This window comes from Kitasatospora sp. NPDC096140 (assembly GCF_040303045.1).
Taxonomy (GTDB): Bacteria; Actinomycetota; Actinomycetes; order Streptomycetales; family Streptomycetaceae; genus Kitasatospora.
Window position 1 is genome coordinate 80487 of the sequence record NZ_JBEOUW010000004.1, and the last position, 13496, is coordinate 93982.

16 protein-coding genes are annotated in these 13496 nt (G+C 69.0%); 15 read left to right on the plus strand and 1 reads right to left on the minus strand.

The genetic code is table 11. The features are described 5' to 3' along the window. Window positions 1-68: 68 nt before the first annotated feature. The 15 genes from secY to glmM all read left to right on the plus strand — a co-directional run bounded on the left by secY (window position 69) and on the right by glmM (window position 12383). The gene (gene secY, locus ABT048_RS05130; protein ID WP_350519915.1) at window positions 69-1379 is read left to right on the plus strand and encodes a preprotein translocase subunit SecY; all 1311 of its coding nucleotides are present in this window, start codon (window positions 69-71) and stop codon (window positions 1377-1379) included. After that, window positions 1379-2032, plus strand: a complete 654-nt coding sequence (locus tag ABT048_RS05135) for an adenylate kinase (protein ID WP_350519916.1) — start codon at window positions 1379-1381, stop codon at window positions 2030-2032. Before secY ends, ABT048_RS05135 begins: the two co-directional genes overlap by 1 nt. Before the next feature lie 116 nt (window positions 2033-2148). Beyond that, a complete protein-coding gene (map, locus tag ABT048_RS05140) occupies window positions 2149-2988 on the plus strand; it encodes a type I methionyl aminopeptidase (RefSeq protein ID WP_350519917.1) in 840 nt (279 codons plus the stop codon). 134 nt (window positions 2989-3122) lie between these two features. Then, window positions 3123-3548 (plus strand): large conductance mechanosensitive channel protein MscL, encoded by a 426-nt coding sequence (gene mscL, locus ABT048_RS05145; protein ID WP_350519918.1) that lies wholly within the window; start codon window positions 3123-3125, stop codon window positions 3546-3548. Window positions 3549-3742: 194 nt separating this feature from the next. After that, entirely contained in the window at window positions 3743-3964 is a 222-nt protein-coding gene (gene infA / locus ABT048_RS05150; protein ID WP_003956442.1) for a translation initiation factor IF-1, read from the plus strand. A gap of 33 nt (window positions 3965-3997) precedes the next feature. Continuing rightward, window positions 3998-4111, plus strand: coding sequence for a 50S ribosomal protein L36 (rpmJ, locus tag ABT048_RS05155; RefSeq protein WP_003956441.1), 114 nt, complete (start codon window positions 3998-4000; stop codon window positions 4109-4111). Between the two features lie 176 nt (window positions 4112-4287). After that, complete coding sequence (gene rpsM / locus ABT048_RS05160; protein WP_030259703.1) at window positions 4288-4668, plus strand: 30S ribosomal protein S13; 381 nt, start codon at window positions 4288-4290, stop codon at window positions 4666-4668. A 72-nt stretch (window positions 4669-4740) separates the two neighbouring features. Beyond that, window positions 4741-5148 (plus strand): 30S ribosomal protein S11, encoded by a 408-nt coding sequence (gene rpsK / locus ABT048_RS05165; RefSeq protein WP_030232513.1) that lies wholly within the window; start codon window positions 4741-4743, stop codon window positions 5146-5148. Window positions 5149-5297: 149 nt separating this feature from the next. Further along, complete coding sequence (locus tag ABT048_RS05170) at window positions 5298-6320, plus strand: DNA-directed RNA polymerase subunit alpha (protein WP_030055844.1); 1023 nt, start codon at window positions 5298-5300, stop codon at window positions 6318-6320. A 127-nt stretch (window positions 6321-6447) separates the two neighbouring features. Continuing rightward, window positions 6448-6927: a 50S ribosomal protein L17 gene (gene rplQ, locus ABT048_RS05175; protein ID WP_350519919.1), complete on the plus strand. Its 480-nt coding sequence runs from the start codon at window positions 6448-6450 to the stop codon at window positions 6925-6927. A 91-nt stretch (window positions 6928-7018) separates the two neighbouring features. Further along, a complete protein-coding gene (gene truA / locus ABT048_RS05180; protein ID WP_350519920.1) occupies window positions 7019-7930 on the plus strand; it encodes a tRNA pseudouridine(38-40) synthase TruA in 912 nt (303 codons plus the stop codon). Between the two features lie 41 nt (window positions 7931-7971). Next, the gene (locus ABT048_RS05185) at window positions 7972-9630 is read left to right on the plus strand and encodes an ABC-F family ATP-binding cassette domain-containing protein (RefSeq protein ID WP_350519921.1); all 1659 of its coding nucleotides are present in this window, start codon (window positions 7972-7974) and stop codon (window positions 9628-9630) included. Window positions 9631-9862: 232 nt separating this feature from the next. Next, window positions 9863-10306 (plus strand): 50S ribosomal protein L13, encoded by a 444-nt coding sequence (rplM, locus tag ABT048_RS05190; protein WP_030055846.1) that lies wholly within the window; start codon window positions 9863-9865, stop codon window positions 10304-10306. A 45-nt stretch (window positions 10307-10351) separates the two neighbouring features. Beyond that, window positions 10352-10855: a 30S ribosomal protein S9 gene (gene rpsI / locus ABT048_RS05195; RefSeq protein WP_350519922.1), complete on the plus strand. Its 504-nt coding sequence runs from the start codon at window positions 10352-10354 to the stop codon at window positions 10853-10855. A 163-nt stretch (window positions 10856-11018) separates the two neighbouring features. Beyond that, entirely contained in the window at window positions 11019-12383 is a 1365-nt protein-coding gene (gene glmM / locus ABT048_RS05200; protein ID WP_350519923.1) for a phosphoglucosamine mutase, read from the plus strand. A gap of 72 nt (window positions 12384-12455) precedes the next feature. Here the strand turns inward: glmM and coaA are convergent, their stop codons facing one another. Beyond that, window positions 12456-13451 (minus strand): type I pantothenate kinase, encoded by a 996-nt coding sequence (gene coaA, locus ABT048_RS05205; RefSeq protein ID WP_350519924.1) that lies wholly within the window; start codon window positions 13449-13451, stop codon window positions 12456-12458. Between the last annotated feature and the right edge of the window lie 45 nt (window positions 13452-13496).

Here is a 13496-nt window from a genome sequence, read left to right on the forward strand (position 1 = left end):
CGAACCGCAAACTCCCCATTCAGGACCGACCCTCCCGCCGACGACGCGCGGGAGGCGCAGGAGGCACCGTGCTCAGTGCGTTCGCGCGGGCGTTCCAGACGCCCGACCTGCGCAAGAAGCTGCTGTTCACGCTGGGCATCATGGTGCTGTTCCGGCTGGGCTCGCACATTCCGATTCCTGGCGTGAGCTTCACCGCCGTGAACGAGTGCGTGAAGGAGACCAAGAACAGCGGCCTCTTCGGGCTCGTCAACCTGTTCAGCGGTGGCGCGCTCCTCCAGTTGACGATCTTCGCCCTCGGCATCATGCCGTACATCACGGCGAGCATCATCCTCCAGCTCCTCACCGTCGTGATCCCGCGACTGGAGATGCTGAAGAAGGAGGGCCAGGCCGGCCAGGCCAAGATCACCCAGTACACCCGCTACCTGACCATCGCGCTCGCCGTGCTCCAGGGCACCGGCATCGTCGCGACGGCCTCCAGCGGTGCGCTGTTCTCCGGCTGCCCGCTGGCCAACCAGATCGTCCCGGACACCGGCGTCTTCCGGATCGCCGTCATGGTCCTCACGATGACCGCCGGCACCACGGTGATCATGTGGCTGGGCGAGCTGATCACCGACCGCGGCATCGGCAACGGCATGTCGCTGCTGATCTTCACCTCGATCGCGGCCCAGTTCCCGTCCTCGATGTGGGCGATCAAGCAGTCCGGCACCATCGGCGACGGCTGGGTCGAGTTCCTGTCCGTGGTCGCGGTCGGCATCGTCGTCGTGATGCTCGTCATCTTCGTCGAGCAGGCCCAGCGCCGGATCCCGGTCCAGTACGCGAAGCGGATGATCGGCCGCCGGGCGTTCGGCGGCACCTCGACCTACATCCCGCTCAAGGTGAACCAGGCCGGTGTCATCCCGGTCATCTTCGCCTCGTCGCTGCTCTACATCCCCGCCCTGGTGGTCCAGCTGACCAACAGCCAGGCGGGCTGGGCCACGTGGATCCGGACGAACTTCGTCAAGGGTGACCACCCGATCTACATGGCCACCTACTTCCTGCTGATCGTCTTCTTCGCGTTCTTCTACGTCGCCATCTCCTTCAACCCCGAAGAAGTTGCCGACAATATGAAGAAGTATGGTGGGTTCATCCCGGGTATCCGGGCCGGCCGGCCGACGGCCGAGTACCTGAACTACGTGCTGACCCGAATCACGTGGCCGGGTTCGCTCTACCTGGGCCTGATCGCGTTGATCCCGATGATCGCCCTGGTCGCCTTCGGACAGCAGACCAACTTCCCGTTCGGCGGCACCAGCGTTCTCATCGTCGTCGGCGTCGGACTCGAAACTGTTAAGCAGATCGAGAGCCAGCTCCAGCAGCGCAATTACGAAGGGTTCCTCCGCTGATGCGTATCGTCCTCGTTGGTCCTCCCGGGGCCGGGAAGGGTACTCAGGCGCACCTGCTCGCCAAGACCCTGTCCATTCCCCACATCTCCACCGGCGACCTCTTCCGCGCCAACATCGGCCAGGGCACCCCGCTGGGGCTTGAGGCCAAGAGCTACATGGACGCGGGCCGTCTGGTACCGGACGAGGTCACCATCGGGATGGCCAAGGACCGCATGCTCCAGGAGGACGCCGCCAACGGCTTCCTGCTCGACGGCTTCCCCCGCAACCTGGGCCAGGCCAAGGCGCTGGACGAGTTCCTCGCCGAGCAGGGCATCAACCTGGACGGCGTGCTGGACCTGGAGGTCCCCGAGGACGAGGTCGTCCGCCGGATCGCCGGCCGCCGCCTGTGCCGCAACGACGGTGGCCACGTGTTCCACGTGGACTACAACCCGCCGAAGGCCGAGGGCGTCTGCGACGAGTGCGGCGGCGAGCTGTACCAGCGCTCGGACGACACCGAGGACAAGGTGCGCACGCGCCTGGAGGTCTACCACACGGAGACCGAGCCGATCATCGGTTACTACAAGGAGCAGGGTCTCCTGGTGACCATCCCGGCCCTCGGCAAGGTGGACGAGGTCACCGCCCGCGCGATCGAGGCGCTGAAGCAGGACAGCTGAGTCTCTCGGCGAACGTACGACGGTACGGCCGGGTCGCCCGCCCAGCGGGTGGCCCGGCCGTTTCGGCGTCGTACGGTTGTAGGCAGTGGTAATCCGGACTTGGAAGGCGTGACCAGATGGTGGAGATCAAGACCCCCGAGCAGATCGCGAAGATGCGAGCGGCCGGGCTGGTCGTCGCCGAGGCCCTCAAGGCCTGCCGCGAGGCGGTCGCTCCGGGGGTGACCACCCAGGAGCTCAACGACGTCGCGGACAAGGTCATCACGGACCACGGCGCCACCTCGAACTTCCGCGCCCACCACGGCGGCCTCTGGTTCCCGGGCGTGATCTGCGCCTCGGTGAACAACGAGGTCGTGCACGGCATCCCCGGCGACCGGGCGCTGCAGGAGGGCGACATCATCTCGATCGACTGCGGCGCCATCCTGGACGGCTGGCACGGCGACTCGGCGATCACCGTGGCGGTCGGCGAGGTCCGCCCCGAGGTCGAGATGCTGAGCCGGGTCACCGAGGGCTCGATGTGGGCCGGCATCGCCCAGATGAAGAAGGGCAACCGCCTGGTCGACGTCTCCAAGGCGATCGAGGGCTTCATCCGCCGCCAGCCGCTGCCGCCGAAGGGCAAGTGGGGCATCACCGAGGGTTACGGCGGCCACGGCATCGGCACCGCGATGCACATGGAGCCGCACGTCCTGAACTACGTCGAGCGCGGCCGCGGCAAGGGCCCGAAGCTGATCCCCGGCACCGTGCTGGCGATCGAGCCGATGGTCTCGCTGGGCACCCCGCACACCACCGTCCTGGACGACGAGTGGACGGTCGTCACCAACGACGGCACCTGGGCCTCGCACTGGGAGCACTCGGTGGCCGTGACCGAGCAGGGCCCGCTGGTCCTGACCGCCTTCGACGGCGGCAAGGCCGAACTGGCGAAGCTGGGCATCACCGCAGCTCCGGACCCGCTCGCGTAGTCGCGGCGGCCCGGACCGCCGCCGCTGACAAGGGATCAGAGCCCTGGAGGTTTGGACCTCCAGGGCTTTTGTCCTATTTTTATCGGCTGGTAGTGGTCAGCAGTACCGGTTTGCGAGCGAGCAGGAGAGAGCACGTGCTCAAGGGATTCCGCGACTTCATGATGCGCGGCAACGTCGTCGACATGGCCGTCGGTGTGGTCATCGGTGCCGCGTTCACAGGGGTGGTGACCGGCTTCGTGTCCGCCTTCCTCACCCCGCTGGTGGGCGTGGTGGTCGGCGCGGCCGGCGACTTCAGCTCGTACAAGGCGACGGTGGCCGGGGTCACCTTCCCGTACGGCCAGTTCCTCAACGTCGTGATCGCCTTCGTCATGACCGCCGCGGTGCTGTACTTCTGCGTGGTGCTGCCGGTCACCAAGGCGACCGAGCGCTACCTGCCGAAGAAGCCGAAGGTCGCGAAGCGCCCGTGCCCCGAGTGCCTCACCGAGATCCCCCAGGCCGCCCGCCGCTGCTCGGCCTGCACCGCGCACGTCGAGCCGCTGACGGTGTCCGCGGGGGTCTGACGTAGCAGATGTGACGGGTACCGCTTTCCGGGACCCCCGTTTTGGTCCACCGGACGCGCTGGCGTAGGATGGACCGTCGGCTCACTCGTAGCGTGCTTCAGCACGCCCTCTTCCCCTCGGGGACGGGGTGAACCCAGGTTCGCACGAGCGTTCCGCATACGGTAGCCGGTCCCGGAAGGTGGATCTCGCAGTTCATGGCTAAGAAGCAAGGCGCCATTGAGATCGAGGGCACCGTGATCGAGTCTCTTCCGAACGCGATGTTCAAGGTCGAGCTGCAGAACGGTCACAAGGTCCTCGCGCACATCAGTGGCAAGATGCGCATGCACTACATCCGCATCCTGCCGGACGACCGGGTCGTCGTGGAGCTCAGCCCCTACGACCTCACGCGCGGCCGGATCGTCTACCGCTACAAGTAAGAACGTCAGATCTAGACCCGGAGAACCTGAAACATGAAGGTCAAGCCGAGCGTCAAGAAGATCTGCGACAAGTGCAAGGTGATCCGCCGTCACGGCCGGGTCATGGTGATCTGCGACAACCTGCGCCACAAGCAGCGCCAGGGCTGATCTCTCCCCAGCATTTCTCGTAGTACTTCGCGCGACGCGAAAACGTCATGAGCTGGCTACCCGATCCGTTCCGTCCGGAACGGACTGCCGCCCCCGGTCAGAGGCCGGGGCTCCCTCACCGTGAGGTGTCGGAGTAGGTAGCACGCAAGACCTCTGAAAAAGCACAGGAGCCTTGAATGGCACGCCTCGCCGGCGTTGATCTCCCCCGTGAGAAGCGGATCGAGATCGCCCTCACCTACGTGTACGGCATCGGCCGTACCCGCGCCCAGCAGACCCTCGCCGAGACCGGCGTCAACCCGGATGTCCGCGTTCGCGACATCACCGAGGAAGACCTGGTCAAGCTGAGCCAGTACATCGACGCCAACTACACGGTCGAGGGTGACCTCCGCCGTGAGGTGGCCGCCGACATCCGCCGCAAGGTCGAGATCGGCTGCTACGAGGGTCTGCGTCACCGCCGTGGCCTGCCGGTCCGCGGCCAGCGCACCCACACCAACGCGCGTACCCGCAAGGGCCCGCGTCGCGCGATCGCCGGCAAGAAGAAGCCGGGCAAGAAGTAGTCCGTCCCGTAACCGGACATCCCTCCGGCCCGCGGGTCAGCGGACCGACCACCTCAGTAGGAGAACAGACTTATGCCCCCCAAGGGTCGTCAGGCTGCCGGCGCGAAGAAGATCCGCCGCAAGGAAAAGAAGAACGTCGCTCACGGCCACGCGCACATCAAGAGCACGTTCAACAACACCATCGTTTCGATCACCGACCCCGCGGGCAACGTGATCTCCTGGGCCTCCGCCGGCCACGTCGGCTTCAAGGGCTCGCGCAAGTCCACCCCGTTCGCCGCGCAGATGGCCGCCGAGGCCGCTGCCCGTCGCGCGCAGGAGCACGGCATGCGCAAGGTCGACGTCTTCGTGAAGGGTCCGGGCTCCGGCCGCGAGACCGCGATCCGTTCGCTCCAGGCCACCGGCCTGGAGGTCGGCTCGATCCAGGACGTCACCCCCACCCCGCACAACGGCTGCCGTCCGCCGAAGCGCCGCCGCGTCTGACGCAGCGCCTTCGGGCACTCGGTAGTACTGCTTGAAACCTCGTACGGGCTCCCACACACAGTGATTCGTCGCTTCCTGCGGGAGCCCGTACGCTTGGTCCTGTCGGCATCAAATAGTGGGTGCCGAAGACAACTGGAGGAACATCCCCCATGCTTATCGCTCAGCGTCCCTCGCTGACCGAAGAGGTCGTCGACGAGTTCCGCTCGCGGTTCGTGATCGAGCCGCTGGAGCCGGGCTTCGGCTACACCCTCGGCAACTCCCTGCGCCGCACGCTCCTGTCGTCGATCCCGGGTGCCGCTGTCACCAGCATCCGCATCGACGGCGTCCTGCACGAGTTCACCACCGTGCCGGGCGTCAAGGAGGACGTGACCGACCTCATCCTCAACATCAAGCAGCTGGTCGTCTCCTCGGAGCACGACGAGCCGGTAGTGATGTACCTGCGCAAGCAGGGTCCGGGTGTCGTCACCGCCGCCGACATCGCCCCGCCGGCGGGTGTCGAGGTGCACAACCCCGAGCTGGTCCTCGCCACGCTCAACGGCAAGGGCAAGCTGGAGATGGAGCTGACCGTCGAGCGCGGTCGCGGCTACGTCTCCGCCGTCCAGAACAAGGCCTCCGGCCAGGAGATCGGCCGCATCCCGGTCGACTCGATCTACAGCCCCGTGCTGAAGGTCACCTACAAGGTCGAGGCCACCCGTGTCGAGCAGCGGACCGACTTCGACAAGCTGATCGTCGACGTCGAGACCAAGCCCGCCATGCGTCCGCGCGACGCCATGGCCTCGGCCGGCAAGACCCTGGTGGAGCTGTTCGGTCTCGCCCGCGAGCTGAACATCGACGCCGAGGGCATCGACATGGGCCCGTCCCCGACGGACGCCGCCCTGGCCGCCGACCTGGCGCTGCCGATCGAGGAGCTGGAGCTCACGGTCCGCTCCTACAACTGCCTCAAGCGCGAGGGCATCCACACCGTGGGTGAGCTCGTCGCCCGCTCCGAGGCCGACCTGCTCGACATCCGCAACTTTGGTGCGAAGTCGATCGACGAGGTCAAGGCGAAGCTGGCCGGCATGGGCCTGGCCCTCAAGGACAGCCCGCCCGGGTTCGACCCGACCGCCGCCGCCGACGCCTTCGGCGCCGACGACCTGGACGACGCGGGTTACGCGGAGACCGAGCAGTACTGAAAGACTTGACCGCGGGGGCGGTTCCCCGGAACCGCCTCCGTCGTCGTGAAAGTCGTGCGGGCACAGTGCCCGCACGCCCGCTGCGGTACCTGGTACGGCCGCAGTCGGAGATTCGAGGAGTAAATCCATGCCGCGTCCCACCAAGGGTGCCCGCCTCGGCGGCGGCCCGCACCACGAGCCGCTGCTGCTCGCCGGTCTGTGCCGGGAGCTGTTCCAGTACGGCCGCATCACCACGACCGAGGCCAAGGCCCGTCGGATGCGCCCGCTGGCGGAGAAGCTGATCACCAAGGCGAAGAAGGGCGACATCCACAACCGTCGCCTGGTTCGCAAGACGATCACCGACATCGCCGTGCTGCACACCCTCTTCACCGAGATCGCGCCGCGCTACGAGAACCGCCCGGGTGGTTACACCCGTATCACCAAGATCGGTCCCCGTCGTGGCGACAACGCCCCGATGGCCGTGATCGAGCTGGTCGAGGCGCTGACCGTCGCGCAGACCGCCGTGGGTGAGGCCGAGGCCGCCACCAAGCGTGCCGTCAAGGAGGCCGACGAGGCCGCCGCCGTCGAGACCAAGGCCGACGAGGCCGAGGCCGCCGAGCAGGCCTGACACCTCCAGGTGTGAAGCGGGCCCGCTCTCCCAGCGATGGGGGAGCGGGCCCGTTGCCTGTCCGCGCGAGGTTCCCGGGAGAAGAGAAGCAGTGGTCAACGATTGCGCCGAGCAGCCGCCGGTGAAGGACGGTCCGGCGGACGGGCACGTCCGGGTCCGGCTCGACCTCGCCTACCAGGGCGCCGAGTTCTCCGGCTGGGCCCGCCAGAAGGGCGGCCGCCGGACGGTCCAGGAGGAGATCGAGACCGCGCTGCAGATCGTCACCCGCAGCCCGGAGCTGTTCCCGCTGACCGTGGCCGGCCGCACCGACGCCGGGGTGCACGCGCGCGGCCAGGTCGCGCACGTCGACCTGCCGGCGGAGCTGTGGGAGGCCCACCGGGAGAAGCTGCTGCGCCGGCTGGCCGGCCGGCTCCCCGGGGACGTCCGGATCTACCGGGTCGGCGAAGCGCCGGCCGGGTTCGACGCCCGCTTCTCGGCGGTCTGGCGCCGGTACGCGTACCGGGTCGCCGACCACCCGGGCGGGGTGGACCCGCTGCTGCGCGGGCACGTGCTCTGGCACGACCGCCCGCTGGACCTGGACCGGATGAACGCCGCGGCGGAGCTGCTGCTCGGCGAGCACGACTTCGCCGCGTACTGCAAGAAGCGCGAGGGCGCCACCACCATCCGCACCCTGCTGGAGCTGCACTGGGACCGCGTCCCGGTGGACCCGTACGCCGCCCAGGAGGGCTCGCTCGCGGTCGCCACCGTCCGGGCGGACGCCTTCTGCCACAACATGGTCCGGGCGCTGGTCGGCGCCATGCTGCTGGTCGGCGACGGGCACCGGCCGGTGGAGTTCCCCGGTGAGGTGCTGGCCGGCGGGGTGCGCAACTCCGCCGTCAACGTGATCCGGCCGTACGGGCTGACGCTGGAGGAGGTCGGCTACCCGCCGGACGACCAGCTGGCCGAGCGCAACCGGGCGGCCCGGCGGATGCGCACCCTCCCGGGGCAGCCCGCTGTGACGTAATCCGTTTTGGCCGGGGGCGCCCGCTTGGGACAATCCTCCTCATGGGACACGTCGAGATTTCGCACCTTGAGTACTACTTGCCGGACGGGCGGGTGCTGTTCGACGACGCGTCCTTCCGGGTCGGCGAGGGAGCCGCGGTCGCCCTGGTCGGCGCGAACGGCGCGGGCAAGACCACCCTGCTGCGGATGATCGCTGGGGACCTCCAGCCGCACGGCGGCTCGGTGACGATCAGCGGCGGGCTCGGCGTGATGCGCCAGTTCGTGGGCACCACCGGCCGCGAGGACCAGCAGTCCACGCCGGGCGCGCTGCCGGCCGACGCCTCCGTGCGCGACCTGCTGGTGTCGGTCGCCCCCGAGCGGATCGCGGTGGCCGCCCGCGCGGTGGACGCCGCCGAGCTGGCGATGATCGCCCAGGACGACGAGAAGACCCAGATGGGCTACGCCCAGGCCCTGTCCGACTGGGCCGACGTCGGCGGCTACGACTACGAGACCGACTGGGACGTCTGCACCATGGCGGCCCTCGGCATGCCCTTCGACAAGGCCCAGTGGCGCGGCCTGAACACCCTCTCCGGCGGCGAGCAGAAGCGGCTCGTGCTGGAGGCGCTGCTGCGCGGGCCGGAGGAGGTGCTGCTCCTCGACGAGCCCGACAACTACCTGGACGTCCCCGCCAAGCTCTGGCTGGAGGAGGCCATCAAGGCCACCTCGAAGACCGTCCTGTACATCTCGCACGACCGCGAGCTGCTCTCCCGCACCGCCGACAAGATCATCAGCGTCGAGTCGGGCGCGGCCGGCAGCAGCGTCTGGGTGCACGGCGGCGGCTTCGACACCTTCCACGAGGCCCGCAAGGCCCGCTTCGAGCGCTTCGAGGAACTGCGCCGCCGCTGGGACGAGGAGCACGCCAAGCTCAAGAAGCTGGTCGTCACCCTGCGCCAGGCCGCTTCCGTCAGCCACGACATGGCCTCCCGCTACTCCGCCGCCCAGACCAGGCTGAAGAAGTTCGAGGACGCCGGCCCGCCCGAGGCGCCGCCGCGCGAGCAGAGCATCACCATGCGGCTCAAGGGCGGGCGCACCGGCGTGCGCGCCTTCACCATGGAGCGGCTGGAGCTCACCGGGCTGATGCAGCCCTTCGACCTGGAGGTCTTCTACGGCGAGCGGGTCGGCGTGCTGGGGGCCAACGGCGCCGGCAAGTCGCACCTGCTGCGGCTGCTGGCCGGCGACACGACGGTCGAGCACACCGGCGACTGGAAGCTCGGCGCCCGGGTCGTCCCCGGCCACTTCCGGCAGACCCACGCCCATCCGGAGCTGTTCGGCCGTACCGTCCGCTCGATCGTGGAGGAGGAGCACGCGCTCAGCCGCGGCGCCGCGATGGGTGCGCTGCGGCGGTACGAGCTGGACCGCCAGGAGGAGCAGAAGTTCGAGTCGCTGTCCGGTGGGCAGCAGGCCCGGCTGATGATCCTCAAGCTCGAACTCTCCGGTGTGACGGCCCTGTTGCTCGACGAGCCGACCGACAACCTGGACCTGGAGAGCGCCGAGGCGCTGCAGGCCGGGCTGGAGGCCTTCGAGGGCACCGTGCTGTGCGTGACCCACGACCGCTGGTTCGCCAAGACCTTCGACCGCTTCCTGGTCTTCGGGGCCGACGGCAAGGTGTTCGAGTCGTCGGATCCGGTCTGGGACGTGACCCGGGTGGAGCGCGAACGCTGAGTGACGGCCAGGGGGGTCCACGGCGATTTTTGACCCCTCAGGATCGTGCCGGTAACCTGGACGCTTGATGTGCGTATTGGCTCGCTCTATCTCACGTGAGAGGTCGGTACGCCGGAGACATCAGGTCGACGACCAGCGGTCCCCCTTGAATTGCGTCCAAGGTTGACCAGGCTGATCTTCCGTCCGGGTGCTCCTGTCAGGACTCACTCACTGAAAAGCGAAGGCTACGACCGTGCGTACGTACAGCCCCAAGCCCGGCGACGTCCAGCGTCAGTGGCACGTCATCGACGCGACCGACGTCGTGCTCGGCCGCCTGGCTTCCCAGGCCGCCAACCTCCTCCGGGGCAAGCACAAGGCGATCTACGCGCCGCACGTTGACACTGGTGACTTCGTCATCATCATCAACGCCGACAAGGTGCACCTGTCCGGTAACAAGAAGACCCAGAAGCTGGCCTACCGCCACTCGGGCTTCCCGGGCGGTCTGCGCTCGGTGCGCTACGACGACCTGCTGGCGAACAACCCGGAGAAGGCCGTCGAGAAGGCCATCAAGGGCATGATTCCCAAGAACAGCCTGGGCCGTCAGATGCTCTCCAAGCTGAAGGTCTACTCGGGCGACCAGCACCCGCACGCTGCCCAGCAGCCGGTGCCGTTCGAGATCACCCAGGTCGCGCAGTAATTCGGCCACCAAGCCCCCCAACACTGAAAAGAGCTGAGGAACACCGTGGCCGAGACCACTGAAACCCTTGAGGTCGACTTCGACGAGACCGTCGTCGAGGGCGAGTACACCTCCGAGGAGAGCTACACCTCCGAGTCGCTGGCCGGCCGCTTCGGCGAGGCCGTCCCCGGCGCCGGCCTGGGCCGTCGCAAGGAGGCGATCGCCCGCGTGCGCATCGTCCCCGGCACCGGCCAGTGGAAGATCAACGGTCGCACCCTTGAGGACTACTTCCCCAACAAGGTGCACCAGCAGACCGTGAACGAGCCCTTCAAGCTCCTGGAGCTGGACGGCCGTTACGACGTCGTCGCCCGCATCAGCGGTGGCGGCGTGTCCGGCCAGGCCTACGCGCTGCGCCTCGGCGTCGCCCGTGCCCTGAACGAGGCCGACGTGGACAACAACCGCGGCGCGCTGAAGAAGGCCGGCTTCCTGACCCGTGACGCCCGCGCCGTCGAGCGCAAGAAGGCCGGTCTGAAGAAGGCCCGCAAGGCGCCGCAGTACAGCAAGCGCTAATCGCGTCCCAGGGGGTGCGGTCCGCCCTGGCGGCGCACCCCCTGGATGCGCACAACCGTCGCCCCGGAGTACCACGCGTACTCCGGGGCGACGTGTTCCCCGGCTACTGTGCGGCGGCCGGGATCATCGGTGGTTCCGAGCAGTGGTGATGGAGGACGGGACAGTGGGACGACTCTTCGGTACGGACGGCGTACGCGGGGTGGCCAACGAGGGACTGACGGCGGAGCTCGCGCTCGGGCTGTCCGTCGCCGCGGCGCACGTGCTCGGAGAGGCCGGCGCCTTCGACGGCCACCGGCCGGTCGCGGTGGTCGGCCGTGACCCGCGTGCCTCGGGCGAGTTCCTGGAGGCCGCCGTCATCGCCGGTCTGGCGAGCGCCGGAGTCGACGTCCTGCGGGTCGGTGTCCTGCCCACCCCGGCCGTGGCGTACCTCACCGGCGCGCTCGGCGCCGACTTCGGCGTGATGCTGTCCGCCAGCCACAACGCCATGCCGGACAACGGCATCAAGTTCCTCGCCCGGGGCGGCCACAAGCTGGACGACCGGATCGAGGACGCGATCGAGGCCCACTACCGCAAGCACACGGTCGGCGAGGAGGACTGGAAGCGCCCGACCGGCGCCGCCGTCGGCCGGGTCCGCGAGTACACCGAGGGCTTCGACAAGTACGTCGCCCACCTGATCGGCGTACTGCCCAACCGCCTGGACGGCGTCAAGGTCGTCATCGACGGCGCCCACGGCGCGGCCGCCTACGTCGCCCCCGAGGCCTTCGCCCGGGCCGGCGCCGAGGTCGTCCACACCCTGGGGGCCGAGCCCACCGGCCTCAACATCAACGACGGCGTCGGCTCCACCCACCTGGACCGCCTGCGCACCGCGATGAAGGAGCACAAGGCCGACCTCGGCATCGCCCTGGACGGCGACGCCGACCGCTGCCTGGCCGCCGACGCCGACGGCGACGAGGTGGACGGCGACCAGATCATCGCCATCCTCGCCGTGGCCATGAAGGAGGCCGGCACCCTGCGCGGCAACACCGCGGTGGCCACCGTGATGTCCAACCTCGGCTTCAAGCTGGCGATGGAGCGCGAGGGCATCGAGCTGGTCGAGACCGCCGTCGGCGACCGCTACGTGCTGGAGGCCATGAAGGAGCACGGCTTCGCACTGGGCGGCGAGCAGTCCGGCCACGTCATCCTGCTGGACCACGCCACCACCGGCGACGGCACCCTGACCGGCCTGATGCTGGGCGCCCGCCTGGCCGCCACCAAGCAGCCGCTGGCCGACCTCGCCGCCGTGATGACCCGGCTGCCGCAGGTCCTGATCAACGTCAAGGGCGTCGACAAGTCCCGGGTGAGGACGAGCACCGAGCTGGCCGCCGCGGTCGCCGCGGCCGAGGCCGAGCTGGGCTCCACCGGCCGGGTGCTGCTGCGCCCGTCGGGCACCGAGCCGCTGGTCCGCGTGATGGTCGAGGCCGCCGACCCGGTGCAGGCCGAGGCGGTCGCGCAGACCCTGGCCGAGGCCGTGCGCACCCACCTGGGCTGAGCCCGGACCCCGGGCCGGGCCCGGACGTGCGAAGGGCCCCCGCCGCTGCGGCGGGGGCCCTCCGTCGTGCGCTCAGAGCTTGCGCAGCAGCGCCCGGCGGACCTTGTGGTCCTGGCCCTTCTGCAGGATCAGGGTGGCCCGGCCGCGGGTCGGCAGCACGTTCTCCAGCAGGTTCGGCTTGTTGATGGTGCGCCAGACCTGCCGGCCGTACTCCATCGCCTCCTCCTCCGGCACCTCGGTGAAGCGGCGGAAGTACGAGTTCGGGTCCTGGAAGGCGGTCTGACGCAGCTTCCTGAAGCGGTCCAGGTACCAGTGCTCGATGTCGTCGGTCCGGGCGTCGACGTAGATCGAGAAGTCGAAGTAGTCGGCGACCGCGAGGCGGGTGCGGCCGTCGGTGCCGGGCAGGGCCGGCTGGAGCACGTTCAGGCCCTCGACGATCAGGATGTCCGGGCGCTCCACGGTCAGCCGCTCGTCCTGCACGATGTCGTACACCAGGTGCGAGTAGACCGGCGCGCTGACGCGCTCCTTGCCCGCCTTCACGTCCGCGACGAAGCGCATCAGCGCCCGGCGGTCGTACGACTCGGGGAAGCCCTTGCGGGCCATCAGGCCGCGCCGGCGCAGCTCGGCGTTGGGGAGCAGGAAGCCGTCGGTGGTGACCAGTTCGACCCGGGGGTGCTCGGGCCAGCGGGCGAGCAGCGCCTGGAGGAGGCGCGCGGTGGTCGACTTGCCGACCGCGACCGATCCGGCCACCCCGATGATGAACGGGGTCCGGGTGCGTTCGGTGTCCGGCGTGTCCAGGAACGTGCCCACGGCGCCGCGCAGTTCGTGCGTCGCGTGGATGTACAGGTTCAGCAGCCGCGACAGCGGCAGGTAGACGTCACGCACCTCGTCGAGGTCGAGGGCGGTGCCGAGGCCGCGCAGCTGCTCCACCTCCTCGGCGGTCAGCGGCAGCGGCGTGCGCTCGCGCAGCGCGCTCCATTCGGCCCGGCTGAGATCCACGTAGGGGGACGGGGACGGGCCGGGCGTGGCGGCGCCCCGCGTACAGAGTTCGGTCAGCACATGCTCCATTGTGAGCCGTAGCGGCGTTCACGGTGGTTGTGGTGTCGGTCACGC

What these genes read in the sequence shown, in the direction of transcription:
- ABT048_RS05135 (WP_350519916.1), top strand. Translation starts at nt 1,379, where the DNA reads ATGCGTATCGTCCTCGTTGGTCCTCCCGGGGCCGGGAAGGGTACTCAG.
- map (WP_350519917.1), top strand. Translation starts at nt 2,149, where the DNA reads ATGGTGGAGATCAAGACCCCCGAGCAGATCGCGAAGATGCGAGCGGCC.
- infA (WP_003956442.1), top strand. Translation starts at nt 3,743, where the DNA reads ATGGCTAAGAAGCAAGGCGCCATTGAGATCGAGGGCACCGTGATCGAG.
- rpmJ (WP_003956441.1), top strand. Translation starts at nt 3,998, where the DNA reads ATGAAGGTCAAGCCGAGCGTCAAGAAGATCTGCGACAAGTGCAAGGTG.
- rpsM (WP_030259703.1), top strand. Translation starts at nt 4,288, where the DNA reads ATGGCACGCCTCGCCGGCGTTGATCTCCCCCGTGAGAAGCGGATCGAG.
- rpsK (WP_030232513.1), top strand. Translation starts at nt 4,741, where the DNA reads ATGCCCCCCAAGGGTCGTCAGGCTGCCGGCGCGAAGAAGATCCGCCGC.
- ABT048_RS05170 (WP_030055844.1), top strand. Translation starts at nt 5,298, where the DNA reads ATGCTTATCGCTCAGCGTCCCTCGCTGACCGAAGAGGTCGTCGACGAG.
- rplQ (WP_350519919.1), top strand. Translation starts at nt 6,448, where the DNA reads ATGCCGCGTCCCACCAAGGGTGCCCGCCTCGGCGGCGGCCCGCACCAC.
- ABT048_RS05185 (WP_350519921.1), top strand. Translation starts at nt 7,972, where the DNA reads ATGGGACACGTCGAGATTTCGCACCTTGAGTACTACTTGCCGGACGGG.
- coaA (WP_350519924.1), bottom strand. Translation starts at nt 13,451, where the DNA reads ATGGAGCATGTGCTGACCGAACTCTGTACGCGGGGCGCCGCCACGCCC.